At 47.8% G+C, this 22,413-nt stretch carries 15 protein-coding genes; 10 read left to right on the top strand and 5 right to left on the bottom strand.

Features of this window, described 5'->3' with window-relative positions:
• Positions 1 to 167 precede the first annotated feature (167 nt).
• On the bottom strand, positions 168 to 2,720 hold the full coding sequence (locus BMW79_RS17500; protein WP_089896968.1) for a kelch repeat-containing protein: 2,553 nt from the start codon (positions 2,718 to 2,720) through the stop codon (positions 168 to 170).
• Between the two features lie 596 nt (positions 2,721 to 3,316).
• Here BMW79_RS17500 and BMW79_RS17495 point away from each other — a divergent pair.
• Positions 3,317 to 6,412 carry a SusC/RagA family TonB-linked outer membrane protein gene (locus BMW79_RS17495; RefSeq protein ID WP_089896967.1) on the top strand — a complete coding sequence of 1,032 codons (3,096 nt, stop codon included), beginning with the start codon at positions 3,317 to 3,319 and terminating at the stop codon, positions 6,410 to 6,412.
• Positions 6,413 to 6,423: 11 nt separating this feature from the next.
• Positions 6,424 to 8,067 (top strand): SusD/RagB family nutrient-binding outer membrane lipoprotein, encoded by a 1,644-nt coding sequence (locus BMW79_RS17490; RefSeq protein ID WP_089896966.1) that lies wholly within the window; start codon positions 6,424 to 6,426, stop codon positions 8,065 to 8,067.
• A gap of 60 nt (positions 8,068 to 8,127) precedes the next feature.
• Here BMW79_RS17490 and BMW79_RS17485 read toward each other — a convergent pair whose 3' ends face one another.
• Positions 8,128 to 8,919, bottom strand: a complete 792-nt coding sequence (locus BMW79_RS17485) for a sterol desaturase family protein (protein ID WP_089896965.1) — start codon at positions 8,917 to 8,919, stop codon at positions 8,128 to 8,130.
• Positions 8,920 to 9,010: 91 nt separating this feature from the next.
• Entirely contained in the window at positions 9,011 to 9,607 is a 597-nt protein-coding gene (locus BMW79_RS17480) for a Crp/Fnr family transcriptional regulator (RefSeq protein WP_143059199.1), read from the bottom strand.
• Positions 9,608 to 9,727: 120 nt separating this feature from the next.
• On the opposite strand from BMW79_RS17480, the gene BMW79_RS17475 reads away from it, so the two are divergent.
• Entirely contained in the window at positions 9,728 to 10,006 is a 279-nt protein-coding gene (locus BMW79_RS17475) for a DUF4342 domain-containing protein (protein ID WP_089896963.1), read from the top strand.
• A gap of 10 nt (positions 10,007 to 10,016) precedes the next feature.
• Here BMW79_RS17475 and BMW79_RS17470 read toward each other — a convergent pair whose 3' ends face one another.
• Positions 10,017 to 12,467, bottom strand: a complete 2,451-nt coding sequence (locus BMW79_RS17470) for a mechanosensitive ion channel family protein (protein WP_177192228.1) — start codon at positions 12,465 to 12,467, stop codon at positions 10,017 to 10,019.
• Positions 12,468 to 12,530: 63 nt separating this feature from the next.
• Entirely contained in the window at positions 12,531 to 14,036 is a 1,506-nt protein-coding gene (gene mqo / locus BMW79_RS17465; protein WP_089896961.1) for a malate dehydrogenase (quinone), read from the bottom strand.
• A gap of 297 nt (positions 14,037 to 14,333) precedes the next feature.
• Here mqo and BMW79_RS17460 point away from each other — a divergent pair, with 297 nt between their 5' ends.
• From BMW79_RS17460 to BMW79_RS17430, 7 genes are all read left to right on the top strand, one after another.
• A complete protein-coding gene (locus tag BMW79_RS17460; protein ID WP_089896960.1) occupies positions 14,334 to 15,554 on the top strand; it encodes an acyltransferase family protein in 1,221 nt (406 codons plus the stop codon).
• A 138-nt stretch (positions 15,555 to 15,692) separates the two neighbouring features.
• A complete protein-coding gene (locus BMW79_RS17455; protein WP_089896959.1) occupies positions 15,693 to 16,454 on the top strand; it encodes a polysaccharide biosynthesis/export family protein in 762 nt (253 codons plus the stop codon).
• Positions 16,455 to 16,465: 11 nt separating this feature from the next.
• Positions 16,466 to 18,826 (top strand): GumC family protein, encoded by a 2,361-nt coding sequence (locus BMW79_RS17450; RefSeq protein ID WP_177192227.1) that lies wholly within the window; start codon positions 16,466 to 16,468, stop codon positions 18,824 to 18,826.
• The gene (locus BMW79_RS17445; protein WP_089896957.1) at positions 18,819 to 20,159 is read left to right on the top strand and encodes a flippase; all 1,341 of its coding nucleotides are present in this window, start codon (positions 18,819 to 18,821) and stop codon (positions 20,157 to 20,159) included. The genes BMW79_RS17450 and BMW79_RS17445 overlap by 8 nt, the downstream gene beginning before the upstream one ends.
• Positions 20,160 to 20,162: 3 nt before the next feature.
• Positions 20,163 to 20,855: an FkbM family methyltransferase gene (locus BMW79_RS17440; RefSeq protein WP_089896956.1), complete on the top strand. Its 693-nt coding sequence runs from the start codon at positions 20,163 to 20,165 to the stop codon at positions 20,853 to 20,855.
• Between the two features lie 2 nt (positions 20,856 to 20,857).
• The gene (locus tag BMW79_RS17435) at positions 20,858 to 21,505 is read left to right on the top strand and encodes a class I SAM-dependent methyltransferase (RefSeq protein WP_089896955.1); all 648 of its coding nucleotides are present in this window, start codon (positions 20,858 to 20,860) and stop codon (positions 21,503 to 21,505) included.
• Positions 21,505 to 22,410, top strand: coding sequence for a hypothetical protein (locus tag BMW79_RS17430; RefSeq protein ID WP_089896954.1), 906 nt, complete (start codon positions 21,505 to 21,507; stop codon positions 22,408 to 22,410). The genes BMW79_RS17435 and BMW79_RS17430 overlap by 1 nt, the downstream gene beginning before the upstream one ends.
• The last annotated feature ends 3 nt before the right edge of the window (positions 22,411 to 22,413 follow it).

Here is a 22,413-nt window from a genome sequence, read left to right as displayed (position 1 = left end):
GTAGGAAAGGGAACTTTCAGGTTCGTGGAATCTAATAACATAACGTGTTTACTGAAAAAAAAGCTTGATTGATAAATTATACTGCAAATCAATGCGCTACACGCTAATGAATCCATTAACGAACGCATTAATGCCGTATTAATCCTCATTTTTTTTTAAAAAAAGGGTCAGGCGATAATTTCCTGGAAGTTTATATGGAAGGTTTCACCGTACATGTGGCGATAGTCTTTACTGAATTTTTCATAAACAGATTTGGCAATGGAGGGTCTGCCCTGTTGAATCAGGTATTTACATTTTGTACGGAGTGCTTCTTCATGGATCGGGTCAAAAATGAAAATGGCATTGGCGATCTCGATAAATATTTCGGGAGATGTGGTGGGCGGTAATCCGTTCATTTCCATAAGCAACACATCGAGTGCTTTGGAAGAGATATCAGACTTGATATCTTCGAGCCAGGAATAATCGGTACGGAACAAAAAGGTACCTTCTTTGACTATTTTTAATAAAGCGAGTACCCGTTGCATTCCCGGTGTACCATTTTTTACCAGGGTGCTGAACTCGGCCAGGTCTACCCAGAGAAGCGACGGATCATAGGTCATCTTCCAGCGGCCTTCCTCCCGGAGAATTATCCCACTGCCCAACTTTTCAAGTATCGCTTTCAGCTTTACCATGTTAACAGAGCGGTTGTTCCGGGCATCGCGTTCCGACTTGTCATGCCAGAGGATCTCATAGAGTTTTTCCGAAGAGATGCCCTTGCCCGACCAGGCCGTATGAATCACAATCAGGAGGAGCATTTCCTTTAACAGGGGTGAAAACAGGTGGGTTAAAGCGTTCTTATCTTTATCCAGCACCTGGAACTCACCGAACAGCAGCAGCGAGGCGCGGTCCGGCATCACTTCTTCCTTCAAAGGCGTTTCCGGCTCCTTTGTCGGTGCTTTCTCCGGCACGTCTTCTACTTGCGCAGGTACGGGTGGCGCCACTACTGCCACCACCGGCGGCTGCTTAGCCGGACGTCTATATAAATAATAGATAACAGGTACTATAATAATGATCGCTCCCAGGAGCCATACCCACCAGGGGATATTTGCTCCGGCCGTATTACCTCCCGCCGACAGCGAGAGCTGTCCTGGTGGAAATGCCAGTGTATAGATACGGATCTCCGTGCCCTTGTCGCGGTCCACGATCTGGGTAATCGCCAGCAGCTGGTGGCTGCGGGCACAATAGTAGAGATCAGCCGCAGAGCGGTTATCCAGAAAAGCATACGGAATGGTATCTCCCGCCAGCTGGAACTCCGGGTTCGACAACGATCCTTTGATCAGCTGTAAACGCGACCGGAACCGGTCGTTCGGAAAAGTGAGTGCATAATAACTATGGTCGGAACTATCGATCACCATACTGGAGGCAAATACAAAAGGCTCTGCCGGCTCTGGTAAACTGTAGAGTTTCTTTATAGAGTTATTCTTTACATCGAACTGCAACAGGTCATAATAATACCGTGGGTTGAGCATCTGCTCCCCGTTATCGCTGCCGTACCCACCCAGCAGGTAGGCGGTATCCCCGCCTGGTGTAGTACCCAGGGCCGACAGGTATCTTGGTTTGTAATCATTCTGTTGTACCTGCACCGCTTCCCACTTCCGGGTGCCGAAAGAAAACCGCTGTACCAGGTTCTTATATTTCAACTGACCATACCCTCCCAGCACATACAAGGCATTCTCACTGTTACGGATAAACTTATTCGTCTGCCAAAACTGTGTAATATCGACGGAGTCGAACGGCATATCCCAGCTGTGGCTACCACGCTGCCAGGCGGCCAGCTCTTTCTGGTCGATATGTACACTGTATAACGTACGGTCGACCGGGTTATACACCGACTGAAAACCGGGTGACAAATACACCGGCCGGCTTAAGGCTTCCGCCCTCAGCGACCTGTCGCGCAGCAGGAAATGATGGATGCTGTCGGCCCCCGCCATATATACTTCTTCCTCCAGCGGGTCAAAGGCATAGCTCCCATTGCCCTTCACGGTGAGTGTTTGCAGCAGCTGCCATTGCTGATGCAATGGCGTGGCCCAAACCGGGTTACTCACGGTGGCTACCCGGTGACGGATGCTGTCCATCGCATTTTCCCCGGCCACTTCATTCAGCGGCCAGAAACCCTCCATCTTCTTATCTTTATATAAGGCGATCCCTTTTACCTGCATGGGGGGCACATCGCTGGTTTTGAAGTTATGCAGCTGAGAGGCCCCGAAAAAGATCCGGAAGCACTGGTCTTTCAACACAATCTTTTTGCTGCCACAATCTTTCCCGTTAATACTTAACCCCAGCATCTGCTGGTCATAATTCAGGGCACAGGTATTCCAGTGGTGAAACAAATCGGTACTATCCAGCTGAAAGTCAAGCTGGGCATATACATCTCCCACAATGACGCTGAATTTCCGGTCGCGGTGATTATAAATCAGGTCAATATTCTGGTTATGATTATTGATAAACCGCACCAGGTAGCCGTAATACACGCTCCGGTCCGGGAAAAAGGTAAAATCGAATGACAGCCCGAAATTTCCATCCAGGCAAAGCGGTTCGTTATTATTCAATACCAAAGAGGTTCTTTTCTCCTGTACCTGGTCGTAGGAAGAGAAAACTAAACCTTGTGATTTTACAGGTGAGCTAAAACCTGCGAGTAACACCCCTAAAAATAACAGGGCTTTATAGGCGCACATATTCATGGTGGAACACTAAAGGGCAATCGATCTGGTAAATTTATTGTACTAGAACCGGCTCGTATGCGTATTCTGGTTGTTTATTGAGCGGGAAGATAAGTTGTTTTGGGAAAATTTGGGAGAAAAAAAGGGTCAGGTGCGAATGGGGGCGATGTAAAATTGTTCACCGGCGTTAAAGTCCGGTTTGTGGGAAGCTAGTATTCCGGATTATCTGTACCTTTCATATACTGATAACTTTAGTCAGTTACCATACCCGTATCAGATACTTTTCCCCCATAGATAACCTGTAATTAATAGATACGGATTATCCACGACTCAACCCTGGCTTATGTATATGTTATAGGCAAGTGAACCTAGCATTACACTAGCACTCCATTAGCATTCAATTAGCACTCCATAAGTGTCTAAACAGTGTATACATTTCTCTCATCCTATTTCTGCCCCACCCTCCAAAAAAGTTAATTTCCTATCACCATCAAATACTTTTCACCCTTATCTTAGCACCTGTTACCCGTATTATTCATTCAACCAACATCGTGAATCAAAACCTGTAATCTAAACGCGCGCTTAATTATTTCAACCAAAAAATAAAAAACCCGAACATGAGAAAACCGCTACGGCTACTCGCGATACTATCGCTGGTACTGCTATTGTTGCCCGACATTTCCTATGCACAGGATCAAAAACCCATTACCGGCCTGGTGCTGGCCGACGATGGTAATCCACTGCCCGGCGTCACCGTCAGGATCAAAGGCAGCAACCGCAATGCACAAACCGATGCTACCGGCCATTACCGCATCCTCGTCAGCCCCGGTGATGTACTGGAATTCTCTTTCATCGGCTATGAAAGCAGAAGCATTCCCACCGGAAACAGCCCGAACATCGATGTAAAAATGCTGACAACCTCCAGCGCTTTGGAACAGGTGATTGTAACAGGGATGGGCATCAAAAAAGAGAAAAAAGCACTGGGGTATTCGGTGCAGGATATCAAGTCTGCCGAACTCCTCAAAAACAAAGATCCCAACCTGGTCAATTCGCTCAACGGCAAAATTGCAGGATTAAACATCACCAATTCCGGCGGCGCTCCCGGTGCCTCGGCTTCCATCATCATTCGTGGCGGTACTTCCCTTGAAGGAAACAACCAACCGCTGTTTATCATCGACGGTATGCCTATGGACAATTCCACCGGACAGGGCGACAACAGCGCATTCGATGGCTCCATCAACCAGAGCACGACCTACAGCAACCGCGCGATGGATATTAACCCGGAGGATATTGAATCTATTTCTGTTCTGAAAGGACCTGCTGCGGCGGCATTGTACGGTCTCCGCGCTGCCGCCGGCGCTATTGTGATCACTACAAAGAAAGGAACCGCTGGTAGTGTAACCGGCTCCGTTAGCAGCCGCTATATCACCAACTGGGTGAACCGGTTGCCCAAACAGCAAGGCATCTATAAACAAGGCTCCAGCTATAACGGCACGTTTACCGACCAAACGGCCATGTCATGGGGAAAGCAATTTGAGCCCGGTGAAAAGATCTATGATAACATGAAAGACTTCTTCCAGACAGCCAACGCCTTTGATAATAGTTTCACCATTTCAGGCGGCACGCCCAATAGTAATTTCTATCTCTCCGGCTCTAACCTGAACCAGTCCGGCGTCGTACCTTCTACCGATTACAACCGCACCACCGTACGATTTAACGGCGAACAGAAAATCGGCATTTTCACCTTTGGTGTGAATGCTACCTACGCCCGCAGCGAAACGCAGAAAACGCTGACCGGCATTGGCCTGTGGGCATCCGGCGGTTCCGGGTACATGGAAAGTATAGTGGCCTGGCCCCGCAACGATGATATGAAAGTATGGCTGAATCCTGATGGCACCAAACACCGGCTTCTCCCCAATATCCCACTGGATACGGATGTAGACAATCCCTACTGGATCATCAACCGGAACCCGCAGTCGGATAAAACAACACGGTTTATCGGATCGGCCTATGCCAATATAAAAATTACCAGCTGGTTCGATGCTACTTACCGCCTGGGCATCGACAACTACTACACACAATTGCGGAACTTAATTTCTCCGGGCTCCAGTGTGAAAGAAGGCTGGCAAAACGGGATGCTCTCGGAAACAGACCGGAATTACAATTATGTCAATTCCAACCTGATGCTGAACTTTCACAAAACAATTCATAAAGACTGGGATGCCAGTCTGCTGTTGGGTACTACTACGGAAGATACCTATACAAAGTCTAATTCAGCGCGGGCAGAAAACTTCACGATACCTACTTTTATCAGCATTAACAATGCTGCCAAGGAAAACCAATACATCAGCCAGGGTATCTCACGCAGACGCCTGGCAGGCTTCTATGGCGATCTGCGCCTGTCGTACAAGAACATCGTTTTCCTGAGTGCTACCGGTCGTAACGATATCGCCTCCACCCTGCCACCTGAGAACCAATCCTTCTTCTACCCTTCTGTGAGCGGCAGCCTGGTATTTACAGAACTGATCCCGAAAAATAATATCCTGAGCTTTGGTAAGCTGCGCGCCTCCTGGGCACAGGTGGGTAAAGATGCACCTACCTACCAGACCAACACTTACCTGTTTGGTCCGGAACTGACTATTGGCGGCGGTTTCCGCAACTACTGGTCCAGAGGCAACGATCATCTTAAACCGGAAACCACTACTTCCACTGAGTTTGGTACCGAAATGCGTTTCCTCAACGGCCGCCTCGGATTTGATTTTACGTGGTATAAAACCATCAGCCGTGATCAGATCCTGACACCCCGCGTGAGTAACGCTACCGGCTATATTCTCAGTTCTGTGAACACCGGTACCATTGAAAACAAAGGGATGGAATTCACCATCACCGCAACACCCATCAAGAAAAAAGATTTCAGCTGGGATATTATGCTGAATGCCTCTCATAACAAAGGAATCGTAAAATCCCTCCCGGGTACGTTGCCCATTTTGTATGTAACCGACGTGCATCTCGCAGTAGGACAGGCCGCATCCTTTGATGGCGGCGTATTCATGGGCATCAGCGGTTCGGTATGGCAGAAGGATGAAAACGGCAACCTGCTGCTCGACTGGAACACCGGTTACCCGATCACCTCCAACTCGCTGACTACGTATATAGGTAACCGTGAGCCCGATTTCCTGGGTGGCTTAAACAACAGTTTCAGCTACAAAAGATTCAATTTTTCTTTTCTCTGGGATTTCCGGTCAGGGGGAGATGTGTTTAACGGTACCGACTATCTGCTCACCTCCTATGGCCTGAGCCAGCGGACCGCTGACAGGAACACCGAAATTACATTTACCGGCGTGGCGAAAAATCCGGCCACTGCGAAGTTTGAACCGGTGACTAAAACGGTCAGCGCATCCGAAAAATACTACCGCGATGTATATGTAAAGAATGCGCCTTTCTTCCTGGAGAAAGTAAACTGGATGCGGCTGCGCTCCGTGTCGCTATCCTGGTCGCTTCCACGCCCCTGGTTTAACAGCGCCCGCTGGCTGAAAGACGCCACCATTACTGCTACCGGTACCAACCTGCTGTTGTTTACCAATTACTCCGGGATGGACCCGGAAACCAGCAGCGCCGGCGCCGGCGTACTCGGCTCCGGATCTTCCGGCATCGATTATTGCGGCGTGCCTGCCACCGCAGGATTTGCCATTGGTTTAAATCTCAAATTCTAAACGTACGGACCATGAAAAAGATATATTTTATTATCAGCCTGTCTTTTGTGTTAAGTTCCTGTAAGAAATGGGTAGACATCAACAACAATCCGAATAGCGCCAATTCAGGCGTACCCACTGCCGAGCAACGGCTGCCACCACTCATTGCCCAGTTCTGTGATGCCTATGAAAGCACTGGTACCCGTACGGCTTACCTGTCTCAGCAACTGGCTACCACCTACGCCAGCGGTGGTAATAATTATAACCTCACCGCATGGCTGTCCAACAGCGGCAACATCGCGTGGCCCTGGCAATGCTGGTATGTAAATGCCGCCGTAAACATTACGCCGCTGATGACCGCTGCAGAAAAAGTGCAGGCCTGGCATTATATCGGCGTCGCCAAAATCATGAAGGCATGGGGATTTGGTACCCTCGCCGATGTATATGGTATGATGCCCTATGATCAGTTTGATGATCCGGCCACCATCACGCCCAGATTTGACCAGGCCTCCTATATCCAGGAAAAAGTACTGGCGCTGCTGGATGAAGCGATCATTGATCTCCAGAAAACACAGGGACCTACTGCCCCGGCACTGGCCAAAGGCGATATTCTCAACAATGGCAGCACCGACAACTGGATCCGGCTGGCCTATGGCCTCAAGGCACGATGGCTGAATCATACTTCCGCACTGCCCGGCTTTAATCCGCAAACGGTACTGGACGCCGCTTCCAAAGGGGCACAGTCGAAAGCCCAAAGTTCCGTGATGCAATACGTGGATGAAGGGCCGCTGGTTACCTCCGCTGCTAAAGAAGCGCTGCAATACACGAATACCTCCACTACCGCCAGGATCACAAAGCTATACCTCGATTACCTGACCAATAACTACACCGGCGCTCCTACCGGCGCCGCCAATATGGAAGATCCGAGAGTAGACCTGCTGATTCCCAGTATGGCCGACCGGAACGGTGTGCTGCATCGTACCAAAGGTGTAGACATGGCTTCCGGCATCACCAATACCGGCCCGGTAGCCTACACCTACAATGCAGCGGCCAACAGCTTCTCCAGCCCTGATTCGGTCTATGTAGTGATGCGTAAAACACCGTATGCACCTACGGATAAAGACCGGATACAATCTACCGGTACCTGGTACACCCGCAGAGGCGGTAAAGGCCTGCTGTTTACCAACGCAGAACTACGTTTTATTGAAGCAGAGATCCTGTTTAACCAACATAAAAATAACGAGGCGCTTACGGCGTATAAGGCAGGCATCCGCGCACACATGGAGCATATGGATATTGCAGCCGGCAAGATAGATGCATTCCTGAACAGCACTTCGGTGGTGCAACAGCCGGCATTGCTGACGCTGAGCCACATCATGATCCAGAAGTATATCGCCTTGTCTTATTCTCCCGAATTATGGGCAGACCTCCGCCGGTTGAATTACTGCACCGACGGCGCCGGTAATTATAATGAAGTAGCCGGCATTTACAAAGGATTCAAACGCCCCGCCCATGTAAACAATCTCTATTACCCGGCTCAAACCGACTGGCCACGCCGGTTTGCGGTAGCCAGTTACGAGATCAATTACAACAGTGGCCAGGTACTGAGCGCGGAGCCTAATGCAGGCAGTCCCACGTATCTCAGTCAACCCGTGTGGTGGAATAAAAAACAGTAACAAAAAAACAGCCCTGGCAGATGCTATCTCCCAGGGCTGTTTTATATTTCCGGCAAAAATTTATGCTGCTTTGGCAACCACTGCTTTAGCTCCAAAACGCCGCTCCTGCAACAGGTCGTATTCCTTTACATAATCCGGATGCTCTGTACCCATCAGGCGATCCCAGACCCGGAAATACAAACCATAGTTACCCCTGAATTTCTTGTGATGCAGGTTATGATGTACGGAGGTATTGAAAAATTCAAACCCCCAGCTGTAACGGAACCACTTTGGCATTAACTCGTAACCCAGGTGTCCGTACACGTTAATAATAAATCCTGATATCGTGAACAACAGTACGGTAAGCGGATGCAGCGGCATCACACAAGTAATCACTACCAGTACCATTCCCTCTGCCACCGCTTCCAGCACATGAAAACTATAGGAACTCCAGGGAGAAGGATTCGTGCTCTGGTGATGTACCAGGTGCGTCCGTTTAAACAATGCCTTATGATGCAATACCCGGTGCATCCAGTAAAAATAGGTGTCATGCACCACCAGGCTCAATACCAGGCTCACACCGATGTACCACAGCGGGAAATCGTCAATATTGGCGTAGATCTGCGTGTACTGGCGGATAGGCGTAAACAGCAACACGATCGTGATCACGGTAAATACCAGCGTACTTTGCATGGAATACCAGATCTCCCGGAGGAAATCCTTTTTCGACGCCTCTTTCAGCTGGATTTTGAAGCGGTTAAACCGCACCGGCATCAGCAAATAAAATAACGCAAAAGGAATGCCTGCCAGCAAAAAATAACGGAGGGCAGACATGCTGAAGATCTTCACCCCAGCTTCAATCATCGGTTCCATAGCCTTGAGAATTTGTATGCTCAAAATTAGGGGAGCGCTATGGCTGAAGTGGTTAACAAAAGATAATTTCGTGTATTAACAAAGGTTAATTTCATCCCTTTCCCTTATCCAGCATCCTTTTCCGGATGCGGCTGAGCGACACCGGCGTAATGCCCAGCATCGAGGCAATGTACTTGTCGGGTACACGATTTACCAGGTCGAACCGCTCTGTGAGCAGGTTACGGTACCGCTCTTCCGGCGATAGGGTAACAAAAGCTTCCATGATATTCAGCGACTCGGACAACATCCGCATCAGGAAGAAATTCCGCAGTGGCTCGTATTCCGGATGTGTTTTCAGCACTTCTTCCAGTACATCGTAATCTATTTCCATCAGGCTTACCGGTTCCAATGCCCGGTAAATAAAGCGGGAAGGCTTCCGGTGAATAATGGTATCGTGGGAGGCGATGAACTGTTTTTCCCAACGCAGAAACAACGTAGCTTCATCTCCGTTATGCTTGATGATGTAAGCCCGCATAATACCTTGCTCAATAAACGCCAGCCGTCGTTCAGTATCTCCCTCCCGGATATAGGTTTCATTGGCTTCCAGTTTCCGCTGCCGGGTCATGGCAAATAAAGGAGCAGTATCCGCAGGCAACACGCCTGCCAGGTCAAAAAGTAATTGTTGTAATGTTGTAATCGATGCACTCATATCGTCCAATGCCAGTAAGGGCGGACCGCTAATGTAAGGCTAATTATTTATTTGTGCCAGCAGGGAAGCACATTATCACCGTTTATTTACTATCTTAACTTATACAAAACACTATTTGCCATGACTACAAAAGAAACCTTTTTCCTTCACGGAGAAAACCTGCTCAAAAAAATAAAGGAATTGATCGCAGAAGGTAATATCCGCAAAATCACGATCTCCGAAAAAGACGGAAAAGAACTGATGAGCTTTCCGCTGACCTTCGGTGTAGTGGGCGTGATTGTGGCCCCGATACTCGCCGCAGTAGGCGCAGTAGCAGCTCTTATCGGCGAATGCAGTATTACCGTGGAAAGAGAGGAAACACCCAAAGATGATAAGAAGCCGGACGCGCATACGCTGTAAAACAGTGGCGTTAATCCCCCTCCGCTTCTTCTTTGCCGGGGGAAGTATCTGTTTTGATATGTATCTCCTGCTGCGGGAAAGGTATGGTGATCTGCTCTTTTTTAAAGACCTGGAATATCTCCGAAATGAGATCACTTTTTACAATAAGCGACTCGTTGATATCCCTGTTCCAGTAAATTAATTCTATCTCGATGGAACTATCCCCGAATGCGGTGAAGAATACGGCAGGTGCAGGAGAAGTAAGAATTCTTTCATCTTTTTTTAAGATGTCCTGGAGCAACCCCCTGGCCCGATCAATATCCGTTTCATAGGCCACTCCCACTGTCAGGTGACTGCGCCGCAGATTATGCCCCATGGTCCAGTTGGTGAGTTGCTGACTCAGCAGATCCCCGTTGGGAATGATCAGGTTGGCACCCTCCGAGCTTTTTACCACACTGCTTCTGAATCCGATCGATTTTACCGTGGCGAATTTCCCGTTGAGTTCTATGATGTCGCCCACATTTACCGGTTTTTCGAAAGAGATGATCAACCCGCTCACAAGATTATTAACCAAACCCTGCAAACCAAGGCCTACTCCCACACCAAGTGCACCCAGCACAATGGCAAACTTGTCCATAGGAATACCGGCAGCTGCAAACGCCAGGATAACACCCACGGTGATGATAAATATCCGGATCACCAGCAGCCAGCTTCCAATGGAGAAGCCTTTGCTGCGCTTACCGGCAGCAATCGTATGATCCTGCTCCGTGGCAAAGTAAGACACCAGCCGCGACAACATCAGGGAACAGAATAATACAAAAATAAAAATGAGCAAACCTGTGATAGAATAATTATAGTCGCCCAGGGATCGCTCCGCAGTAATAAACGTATTCACCGACGCCGCGTAGCCCCTGAGATGATAAAAGTTCCGGGCTACAATCAGCAACCAGCCAACGGTCAACGCTACATAAAAAATGCCCGGGGCCTGCGGCCCCACCCGCTGAAAATTCAGGTAAAACAGCTGCCTGCTGGGTGTTTTATAAACACCGGAGGCGAGTACCAGTCCTTCGTTGATCAGGCGGATCACCCACAAAAAAACCACGCCTACGGTTAAACTGATATAGCCGCTGATCATCAGCGATTTGGCCACGTTAAAGCGTCCCATCAGATTCAGGAAAGAGGAACAGACTTCAAACACCAGGAAAATGATAATGAAATAAAGGATCTTTTTTTCCTTCAGTTCCGTTCTGTTTTTATTCAGTAGCAAGGCAGTCAGGTACCCGCATCCTCCCAGAGAAATAAGCAGCATCAGGTACCGTTCCGGCCGGGAAACCTGCAGGATCATATTATCGACACCGGCCAACAGGAATAATGCTGTTGTCACTATCCAGAACCTTTGCCAGTAGGCGCTGATAAATCCCTTGAAGATAAAGCCAAGACTGATCGCCGCCATCAGCCACAGCGCAAAACTGAAGATAAAGGGCGGCGACGCAAACAGAAACTGGAAGATGGATAAGGTGAGTACAACAGCCGTAGCAAACGGATGAACAATCACCAGGTTATCTGCTCTGGCATCTGTCACATCGTGTTGTCGCTGCACCTGTTTTTTTAAAGAACGTAGAAAATACCAGGAGCCCATCAGTAGCAGGAACACCAGGAAGAGCCGGATCACATGATCTTCTACATAAAAGCGCAGCAGGATCATTTCCTTGGCGAAAGAGAACCGGATAATATCTGACAGTGGCCGCGACAATACCGGGTGAGCCCAGAGATAGGGAAATTCCTTTTCGAAAGACTGCCTGGCAAGATGACCACTGTAAATATCAATATCTTCCCTGACTGCACTGATATCAAATAACAGGTAATCTGTTTTCAACTGCTGTTCTTCTACCAACGTAACCGCTTTGTCCAGCGCACTGTCGATCGGGTTTACTTCCCTGGCTGCCAGATAGAGCCGCCTGATCTGCTTCATCGCGCTCGCTGAGTCTGCCGGAAAAACAAACAGCGACGGGTCACTGGAAACAGAGTCAATCTGCATGCGCAGGGCAGTTACCTTTGCGGCATAGATCTGCAATGCTTTTTTCTGATCTGTGATACGTGCATACAGTTCATTTACAATAGCCGCAGATACCTCCAGGTTCCGTTGTGTCTGGCTACTCCCCTTATTCACTAAAATGCCGTCTTTAACGGTTTCCAGTGACCGCTTTGCATCCACCCTCGACTGATCGAAGGAAACAGTGTCTATCCCTCTCTTAAGCAGTATTTTCGTCTGCTGGCTGAGACTCCTGATGCGTTCCAGGACAGCACGCTGGCGATTGCCCGTTTTTTCTTCTTCATATTTCTGCACACTTTTAACGGATTCGGCAGCGCCCATTTCTCTCAGGGTTGTTACGATATCACGCCTGGGAGTACGTGTAGTATCTGTCTGCGCAAAAAGCGCGGCCGGCAGGGCGATAATAAATAACAACAGTAAATTTCTCATCCGTGCTACATTCATGTAAAAACTATAGTGGCTTAGGTTTTCTTTCTATGCGTGATGAATCTCCTATTTTATTGCCGGTTGTTGCCAGTCGAGCTGCAATGTTTTACTGGTCCATGTTCTGATGCGGTAACACAGTTCCGGGTTACCTTCCAGGTGTGTACCATAAGACGGGATCATACTTTGCAGCTTTTCCTTCCATGCGCCGTTGATTTTATCGGGGAAACAGGTTTTCAGAAGATCCAGCATAATAGACACTGCTGTAGATGCGCCGGGGGAAGCGCCCAGTAAAGCAGCAATAGTGCCGTCGCTACCGGCTACCACTTCCGTTCCGAAACGCAGGGTACCTCCTTTCTCCGGATCGTTATAAATCACCTGTACCCGCTGCCCGGCCTTTTGCAGTTCCCAGTCTTCCCCCCTGGCATTCGGGTAAAACACCTGCAACGCAGCAATCCGGTCGTCAAATGATAAATTCAATTGTTCCAGCAGGTATTTTTCAAGGCTGGCATTTTCCAGGCCCACCCGCATCAGGGGAACTATATTCCAGTATTTCACTGACTCCAGTAAGTCCCAGTAAGATCCTTCTTTTAAAAATTTGGTGGAAAAGGTGGCAAACGGGCCGAACAAAATGGCTTTTTCGCCGTCAATAATCCGGGTGTCGAGATGCGGAACACTCATTGGCGGAGCCCCTACGGATGCCTGCCCATATACTTTAGCGTGGTGCCGGTTCACGATTTCCGGCTTTTTGCAAACGAGCCATTCTCCTCCTACCGGAAAACCACCATACTCCCTGCCTTCCGGGATGCCGGATTTCTGCAGCAGTTGAAGGGAGCCGCCACCGGCGCCTATAAATACAAAATCTGCGGTAACATGGAAGGTCTCCTTCGTCAGCAGATTTTCTATCTTCACTTCCCATTTACCATCTCTTAACTGCTCCAGGGTTTTCACCTCATGCTCCAAATGCAGTTTAAAATTATGTTGTTGCTGCAGTTCATGAACCAGGTCTCTTGTTAAGGTGCCATAATTTACATCGGTACCCAGTTCCATGTGGGTAGCAGCGGTTTTCTCTGCCTGTTCCCGCCCTTCCATCACCAGCGGGATCCATTCCTGTATTACCGCGGGATCATCAGAATACTGCATGCCCTGGTACAGTTCATATTGTTGCAGGGCTTCAAATCTTTTGCGCAGGTAAGCAACATCATTATCACCATGCACAAAGCTCATATGCGGGGTGCTCCGGATAAAGCCTGCGGGGTCCTGCAGCTGTCCCTGTTCTACCAGGTACGACCAGAACTGTTTCGACACCTCGAACTGCTCAATAATATGAATCGCCTTGCTGGTATCGATGCTCCCGTCTTCCCGTTCGGGGGTATAGTTCAGTTCACACAATGCAGAGTGACCGGTACCTGCGTTGTTCCATGCATCAGAACTTTCCCCGGCTACTTTGCCAAGGCGTTCATAAATATGGACCGTGTATGCCGGTGAAAGGTGTTTAAACAAGGTGGCCAGTGTAGCACTCATGATACCTGCTCCTATCAGTAAAACGTCTGTATGTAATATTTGCTTTTCCATATGTATCCTGTATGATAACTAAATACAATAATTGCGGCCAATTTGTTAAACAACCGGGCTCTTTAATTATGAAGAACTACTAATATAAGCACTTTCATCCATAACATTTTTTTTACTGGTATCATACTGGTTTCTCAAGCCAACTCAACGCCGTTCATTTTGTTCATATTGAGAATTGTAATTCATTTTAGCACTTTGCATTCTCACTCTGGTAGGAATCGTTATTATAATTAATTTTCTCCCGCAAAGAAACATAAAAACCTCAACCGTTGATCTCATTTATCGTATAAAAGCCTGATGTATCCGAACCAAGATCCTGCTAAACACTTCTACACTTTTGATGCATTCCGTGGAATTGCCTCTATAATTGTTGTACTATATCATTGGCAACTGTTTTATTATGCCAACGATGTTTTTGTATTGGGCCAATATGATAAAACAGCATTGCCTTTCTATCATTACCTGGCCGTTTTTTATAATGATGGTATGGTAGCGGTTGATATCTTCTTCCTGTTGTCAGGCTTTATTTTCTTCTGGTTATATTCAGAAAGGGTGGCTTCCGGAAAAATGAAATTCCGGCAATTTTTCACCTACCGGCTAAGCCGGCTGTACCCCATCCATTTCGTCACCCTGCTGATCGTGACCATGCTGCAATGGATGATGGTAAAGAATGTGGGACATACCTTTATTATACAGTATAATGATGCATATCATTTTATACTCAATGTATTCCTCATGCAAAACTGGGGACTGGAAAAGGGTGCTTCATTCAACGGTCCTTCCTGGTCTATCTCTGTAGAAGTATTTCTCTATTTTCTGTTCTTTATTATCTGCTATCTGAAGCTGCAGCGAAAGAAATGGCTGCTATTTCTGATGATCCCCGCAGGCGTATTTCTCCAGTCGTTTACCCTGCTCATCGGCAAAGGGATGTACTCTTTTTTCCTGGGCGCCTTGGTATACTACCTGTACGTATGGATGACAAAAGAAAACAGGATCAGGAAATACCTTCCTGCACTTACTACTATTACGATACTGTTGTGGGCCATGATACTGGCGGAATACCATTTTTCCTATATACAGGGGCTGTGGACCCAGATAGTCCACCAATGGCTGCCTGGAAAAAATGAAGAGTTTATTACTGTTACATTCGGACAAATACGTAATTTCTTTTTCCGTAGTACCGTGTCTCCCTGTACGATTCTTTCGCTGGCGCTCTGGGAAACAAAGCGCGACCTGATTTCTAAAAAATGGGCCTTGCTGGGTAACTGCAGTTACGCCATTTACCTGATTCACTTTCCGTTACAGATCATTTTTGTATTGACGGTTGATACGTTCCACATCAGCCGGTACGTATTAAGATCGCCATATACAATGATGCTGTTCTTTGCACTGTTGCTGCCGCTGAGTTTACTTACTTATTACTATTTCGAATTGCCGGCGCAGGAAAAAATCAGGGACTGGTTTTATAAACGTTATAAAAGGCGCACCAGCATCGCCACAGTGAATGTGACAACATAACAACGCATGATCACCCAAACAGCAAACGTCTTGTTCTTTTTTCAGATACCGAAAATTTTCGTAGCAATTGGTTGACGCCACTATGCTACCCCGGAAGTATTGCTTTTTCACGTCATACCCGATTGACAATTATTAAGTATGGGATTCAAATCTATTTTACCATTTATGATGGTATTGTTGCTATTTACCAGTTGCGCCAACACGCGCAAGCTGACCTATTTTAACGACATCGCCGCTGTCAGGGGAGCTGATTCCCTGGGCAGGCTGCAGCAACTTAAAATACAGCCAGGCGACATTCTGCAGGTCACCATTACCACCATGGATAAAGAGGTGTCACAGATCTTCAGCCCTGCGCAGGTGAACGCTGCTGCTACCGGCGCCACCGGTATGGAACCGGGTTACCTGGTAGACAGCACGGGTTACATCTCCCTGCCGGTTATCGGTAAAATAAATGTAAAAGGGAGAACAACAGGGCAGATCAATGACCTTATTGCCACAGAGCTGGATAAAACCATCCGCAATGCCTATGTATCCACGCGGCTGGTCAATTTCAGGATCTCTGTGCTGGGGGATGTGGCCAGGCCCGGATCGTTCCGTATAGGCGCAGAAAGAGCCTCTATCCTGGATGCACTCAGTATGGCGGGCGACCTGAACGTAACTGCCAAAAGGGATGATATCATGATCATCCGGGAAGTGGACGGTATAAAAACATATGCTTCCGTTAATCTGAACGATAGTAAAACGTTATCCTCTCCCTACTACTATCTCAGCAACAACGACGTAATCTATGTAAAGCCCGGACCAGACAAAAAGTTCGCCACTTCGAAAACGATCCAATTTTTACCGGCTATCATCGGCGTGATTTCGCTCATTACTACCATTGTCATTTTAAACAAATGATCCGTAACGCTATGACTCAGCATAAAACAACCAACAACAAAAACACTGTCATCGACCTGAATGACCTGTTTCAGAAGCTTGTATTCCACTGGCCCCTCTATCTCATCGTGGTGATGGCGGCTGTAACCGGGGCTATGCTGTACATGAAATACAAACAACCGATCTATATGTCGGGCGCCAAACTCTACCTGAAAGACGAGAAAAAAGGCGGCGGTGAAGAAGCGGATGCACTCAAATCCCTCTCCCTGTTTAACAGCAGCAAAAACATAGAAAACGAAATGGAATTGCTGAAATCCCCTATCCTGGTGGAAAAAGCTATTCTGAGAAATAACTTCCATCTCCGCTACTACCGGAAAGGCGCCGTAAGCAAAGAAGAAATTTACACCCACCCCCCTTTAACTATCAGGGTACTGGGCGACAGCGCCGCAGTTGGTAACTACCTGCTGGATGTAACCCCGGAAAAAGGACTGCTCCAGGTAAAACAGATCAGCAAATCCGATGACGACGGTAAGTCTTTTACCGTAAAACCAGGAGAAACATTTACACTGGCCAAAGACCAGTTCATGATCAATTACGTTTCCCCCGAAGCCCTTGAAACCGGCGCCACTTACCGTATCCGCATAGACTCGGTCATGGAACTGGCGTACGACAAAATTGACGAAATAGGTACTGCCCTGGTGAACAGGGACGCCACCGTTGTATTTATTACCTACAAAGATCCCGTTGCAGAAAGAAGCGCCAATTTCCTGAATGCACTGCTGGATACTTACAACGACTACACATTAGACGATAAAAATAAAGTTTCTTTTAAAGCCGTTCATTTCCTGACAGTCCGCATTGATTCGTTAAAAGAAGAACTCGGACTGCTGGAAAAACAGGAGGAAAATTTCAAGATCCAACGTGGCATCACGGATATTGATGCAGGCTCTAAACTGGCGCTGGAACAGGTAAAAGAGGCCGATATCCGGCTTAATGAAGCGAACCTGCAACTGACGGTATTTGACCAGGTAGAAGACTACGTGAACAATCCTTCCAGCGGTTATCCCTTTGCCCCTGTTGGCAACGTGGATCAGACACTCACGTCGATGATCAACCGTTATGAGGAAGCACTGAAAGAGAAAAAACGGCTCTCCCTTACCCTGAAACCAAGCAGTGAGATCCTGCAGAATGTAGAATCGCAGATCACAGATACGCGCAATACCATCATGAACTATATTGCCGGGTACCGGAGAAACGCAGGCGTTGTACAGAAAGCGACACAGGAAAAAGTGAACCAGATACAAAGAAAAATAGCGACCATTCCTACCTCTGCCCGGGAATACATCAATATTAAAAGACAACAGGGAGTAAAGGAGAACCTGTATCTCTTCCTCCTGAAAAAGAAAGAAGAAGCCGCCGTAACCAATGCCAGCAATGTAACAGACAATAAAATCATTGCGCCGGCCTATGTCCCGGACTCCCCCATTGCTCCTAAAAAATCAATGGTATTTATTGGTTTTATTGCCGGAGCACTGGTGCTGACAAGCATTTACATCTACCTGAAATATTTCCTCAACCAACGGGTACTCAGTAAAAAAGAAATAGAGCAGGCATCTGACCTCCCGGTGATTGCAGAAATTTATCAGCAGGATACCAATGTGAAAGACCTTTCCCTGCATACCCGGTCGGTGCTCGTAGAACAGATATTCAGTATGCGCACCAACCTGAAGTTCCTGCTCACCGGGCAAACCGGCACCCCTACCATTCTCATCACCTCCAGTATGTCCGGCGAAGGCAAAACATTTTTGTCGGCCCACCTGGGAAATTCCCTGACCGTAGGTAATAAAAAGGTAGTACTGGTAGAACTGGATCTCAGAAAACCAAAGCTCTCGCAGTTCCTGGGGCTGGACCATAACAACGGCGTCACCAATTATATCATAGGTAATAAATCTATCGAAGAAATCATCAAAAAGGTGCCTGGCAATGACGACCTGTTCCTGGTTTCCTCCGGACCTATTCCACCTAATCCCATTGAACTTATAGAAGGACAACGGATGGCAGAACTCCTGGAGCAGCTGAAAGACTTATTTGATTATGTCGTGATCGATATGTCGCCCGTGGGTATTGTGTCTGATGCCCGCAGCATCGCACCGCATGTGGATTGTGCCTTGTTTGTGGTACGCTACAACTTCACGCCAAAATCCAAACTGATGATGGTGGCAGACAGCATCCGGCGGGGTTTCTTCCGGAAAACGGCGATCATATTCAATGGCATTGCACAGGATACTTTCTATCCATATTACTATTATGATCATTATTCTTATTCCGCCACCAAAGAACAGCAGAGAACCTGGTCGTCGCTGGCAAAAAAAATAAAACAAAGAATTGCATAAACTATTTGAAAATAGCGGTTGGTTACTGGTAGATAAACTGAGCAAGCTTTTTCCCGGTATCATTATATTGGCACTGATTGCCCGGCATCTGGGTCCTGAAGCATTCGGGATCTGGAACTATGCGCTGGCGCTTACTGCCATCATCGGCAATATGGCCACACTGGGTATGGAGCGGCTGGCGGTGAAAGAACTGATTGATCATGAGGAACAACAAAGCAGCATTGTGGCCACCATTATTTTCATGAGGATACTCGCCGGCATCGCCTGTATGCTGATCAGCATCGGCTTTGTATTCATTACCCGGAAAAACCAGCCGTTATACCTGTATTGTACCGTTTTCACCTCACTGATCATCATATTGCAGTCGTTCGATGTACTGGATTATTTCTACCAGGCGCGCAACAGTGTGAAGAAGGTCATCATTCCCAAGGTAACGGTCTTTATTATTTTTTGCCTGGTAAAACTAATGCTCATTTACTTTAATGCCGGTATGCCTGCTTTCCTGTGGGCGTCTGTTATTGAACTGGTGATCACCTACCTCATCGTGCTAACGGTATATGGCTATCAATATTCGTCCGGTATTTCTTCACGGATAGATCTGTCCCTGGCACAATCGCTGCTCCTGCAAAGCTGGCCGTTGATTCTTTCCAACCTGCTGGTCGTATTATTTATGAAAGTGGATCTCCTGCTGCTGGACCTGATGGGAAGTCCCGCAGAGCTGGGCGAATATGTAGGCGCCGCCAGGATTTCCGAATTATGGTATGCGGTACCTACGGTGGTAGCTGTGGCCATTTTACCTACGCTTATACAAAAGAAAAACAGTGACCGGGAAGCATACCTGCTGACGCTGGAAAAGTGGTTACGTCTTTCCTTCTGGCTGAGCATAGCCATCGGTGTGTTTGTAACATTTACCGCGTCCGTGATCATCCCTTTCCTGTACGGCCCTGGTTATGTGGATGCACCGCTGATCCTGATGATCCATATCTGGGCCAGCGCCCCTGTATTCCTGTGTATTGCCTTTGTGCAATACCTGTTTGTAGAAGGAAAATACAAAAGCTATTTATATGGTAACGCAGCAGGCTTACTGGTAAATGTGGGAGTAAACATAGTGCTGATCCCCCGCTATGGTGGCGTGGGTGCAGCTATCGCTACTGTTATATCATATAGTGCAGTATATGGCACACTGCTGTTATCCGATAAAAGTCAGCAGGGCTTCCTGCTATCAAAAAAAATGTTTCATCCTGGACTGATGCTGTCAGATGTACGCCAGGTTCATAGCAGTTTAAAAATTTTCGCAGGTAAAATGCTAACCATTCATCAAAAAACAACATAGCGCATGAGAAGATGGAGAAATATGGCGGCTAAAGTGGTCACCACCTTGTTTCCCCGCCTTAGTTACGGCGTGCGGGCTTACAGCTCCGAGGGAGAGGATCTTATTCTAAGACGGATATTTGATAAAAAAAGAAAGGGAGTTTATGTAGATGTCGGCGCACATCACCCATTCCGTGTGTCAAACACCTACCTGTTGTATAAACGGCAGTGGAGAGGCATCAACATAGATCCTATGCCGGGGTCCATGACGTTGTTCAAAAGGCACCGGCCCAAAGACATCAACCTGGAAATGGGGGTTTCGGCGGCGAAGCAACAACTCACCTATTTTATTTTCAATGAACCGGCGCTCAATACCTTCTCTCCCGAAAAGGTAAAAGAATATACGCAGGCGCCTCAATACCGGGTAATCCGTGAAAAAAAGATAGAGACCTGGCCACTGGCGGATATACTGGATCAGTACCTGGCAGGCGATGTACATATCGATTTCCTTACCGTAGATGCGGAAGGTCTTGATATGGAAGTGCTGCGCTCCAATAACTGGAAAAAATACCGTCCGGCTTATGTGCTGGCCGAATCACAACCTCTGGGGCTTACCCAGATCCATAACAGCGAGTTATGCCAGTTTATGGAGCAGGTAGGCTATAGCCTGTTTGCCAAAACCTATTACACTTACTTCTTTAAAAAAATGAATGACTAGATATGTCCACCGGTAAACTATATGTGCAATATGGCTGTGGACCATTTTCAGCACCCGCCGGCTGGAAAAACTTTGATGCGTCGCCCACCCTGCGGATGCAGCGGATTCCTTTGATCGGAAAATGGCTGAAAACAGGTATGCACGTATCCTTTCACCCCGATGTATTGCATGGCGATATCCTGAAAGGCTTGCCCGGTATTCCGGAAAACTCCTGCGATGGTGTTTACTGCTCGCATGTGCTGGAACACCTGTCGTACAAGGATTGCCTGCAGGCCATCCGGAATACGCACCATATCCTGAAACCAGGCGGATATTTCCGTTGTGTGCTGCCCGATCTGGCCGTTGCCGCCAGGAGATATATCGATAAACTGGCGTTGAACGATCCGAAAGCCAACACCGTGTTTATGGAAGAAACACTGCTGGGCAAGGAAGAGCGGGTACGTGGATTCAAACGGCTGGTACAACTGGCCTTGGGCAACAAGGAGCACCTGTACATGTGGGACAAGGTGTCGCTCGCCCACCAGCTGGCCGAAGCGGGGTTCAGCAACATCCGGAACTGCGGTTTCAACGACAGCAGCGATGAGATGTTCAGACTGGTAGAAGAAGAAATCAGATTTAATAACGCCGTTGCATTGGAGGCAACCAAATAATGTTACGTACACCTGTTTTATTCCTGATATTCAACCGGCCGGAGCAATCGCTCGCGGTGTTTGAACAGATCAGGCGTCAACAGCCGGAGCAGCTGTTTATCGCAGCAGACGGACCACGGGAAGATAAACCCGGTGAAGCGGCCCTGTGCGAGGCAACCAGGAAAGCGGTGATGGATCAGATAGACTGGTCATGTAGTGTACAAACCCTGTTCAGGTCCAGGAACCTCGGCTGCGGAAAGGCCGTCAGTTCTGCGATCGACTGGTTTTTCAGCCAGGTAACAGAAGGGATTATCCTGGAAGACGATTGCGTGCCGGATCACAGCTTCTTTCCTTTTTGCACCACGTTGCTGGCCAGGTACCGGTTTAACGACGATGTCATGCATATCAACGGGAGTAACTACCAGGGCGGTATCACACGTGGCGAAGGCTCCTATTATTTCTCCCGCTATGCACATGTATGGGGATGGGCCAGCTGGCGACGGGCCTGGAAACATTATGACTTTTCATTGCGCCGCTATGAAAACCTCTCCCGGGATGGCCTCAATACCTTCCTCCGCTCAGAATTACAGTCCATCTATAAAGGGCAGACAGATACCTGGGACATCCAGTGGTTTATGAGTATATGGTTCAAACAGGGTAAGGTGATCACGCCTAACGTTAGCCTGATCAGAAATATCGGTTTTGGCGAAGCGGCTACACACACGCATTCCACGCCGCGATGGTTTAAAAAAATACAGTACGGCACCGTCAGCAGCATCCGGCATCCGGCCAATATCCGTGTAGACGAGGCCGCAGACCGGTATTCCGCAAATACATTATACGGCGCCGGTGGAATGTACATCCGTTTTAAAAAGATCATAAAAAACAATGCCTTGTTATACAACCTATACAAACGTATTTCCTGAGTA

The sequence above is a fragment of the Chitinophaga arvensicola genome (assembly GCF_900110835.1).
In the GTDB taxonomy this organism is placed as follows: Bacteria; Bacteroidota; Bacteroidia; order Chitinophagales; family Chitinophagaceae; genus Chitinophaga; species Chitinophaga arvensicola.
This window is presented reverse-complemented; position numbering and strand designations above follow the sequence as displayed.

Bases quoted from the DNA above. Each gene is read 5' to 3' on its own strand.
- BMW79_RS17500 (WP_089896968.1), bottom strand. From the start codon at position 2,720: ATGAATATGTGCGCCTATAAAGCCCTGTTATTTTTAGGGGTGTTACTC.
- BMW79_RS17495 (WP_089896967.1), top strand. From the start codon at position 3,317: ATGAGAAAACCGCTACGGCTACTCGCGATACTATCGCTGGTACTGCTA.
- BMW79_RS17490 (WP_089896966.1), top strand. From the start codon at position 6,424: ATGAAAAAGATATATTTTATTATCAGCCTGTCTTTTGTGTTAAGTTCC.
- BMW79_RS17485 (WP_089896965.1), bottom strand. From the start codon at position 8,919: ATGGAACCGATGATTGAAGCTGGGGTGAAGATCTTCAGCATGTCTGCC.
- BMW79_RS17480 (WP_143059199.1), bottom strand. From the start codon at position 9,607: ATGAGTGCATCGATTACAACATTACAACAATTACTTTTTGACCTGGCA.
- BMW79_RS17475 (WP_089896963.1), top strand. From the start codon at position 9,728: ATGACTACAAAAGAAACCTTTTTCCTTCACGGAGAAAACCTGCTCAAA.
- BMW79_RS17470 (WP_177192228.1), bottom strand. From the start codon at position 12,467: ATGAGAAATTTACTGTTGTTATTTATTATCGCCCTGCCGGCCGCGCTT.
- mqo (WP_089896961.1), bottom strand. From the start codon at position 14,036: ATGGAAAAGCAAATATTACATACAGACGTTTTACTGATAGGAGCAGGT.
- BMW79_RS17460 (WP_089896960.1), top strand. From the start codon at position 14,334: ATGTATCCGAACCAAGATCCTGCTAAACACTTCTACACTTTTGATGCA.
- BMW79_RS17455 (WP_089896959.1), top strand. From the start codon at position 15,693: ATGGGATTCAAATCTATTTTACCATTTATGATGGTATTGTTGCTATTT.
- BMW79_RS17450 (WP_177192227.1), top strand. From the start codon at position 16,466: ATGACTCAGCATAAAACAACCAACAACAAAAACACTGTCATCGACCTG.
- BMW79_RS17440 (WP_089896956.1), top strand. From the start codon at position 20,163: ATGAGAAGATGGAGAAATATGGCGGCTAAAGTGGTCACCACCTTGTTT.
- BMW79_RS17435 (WP_089896955.1), top strand. From the start codon at position 20,858: ATGTCCACCGGTAAACTATATGTGCAATATGGCTGTGGACCATTTTCA.
- BMW79_RS17430 (WP_089896954.1), top strand. From the start codon at position 21,505: ATGTTACGTACACCTGTTTTATTCCTGATATTCAACCGGCCGGAGCAA.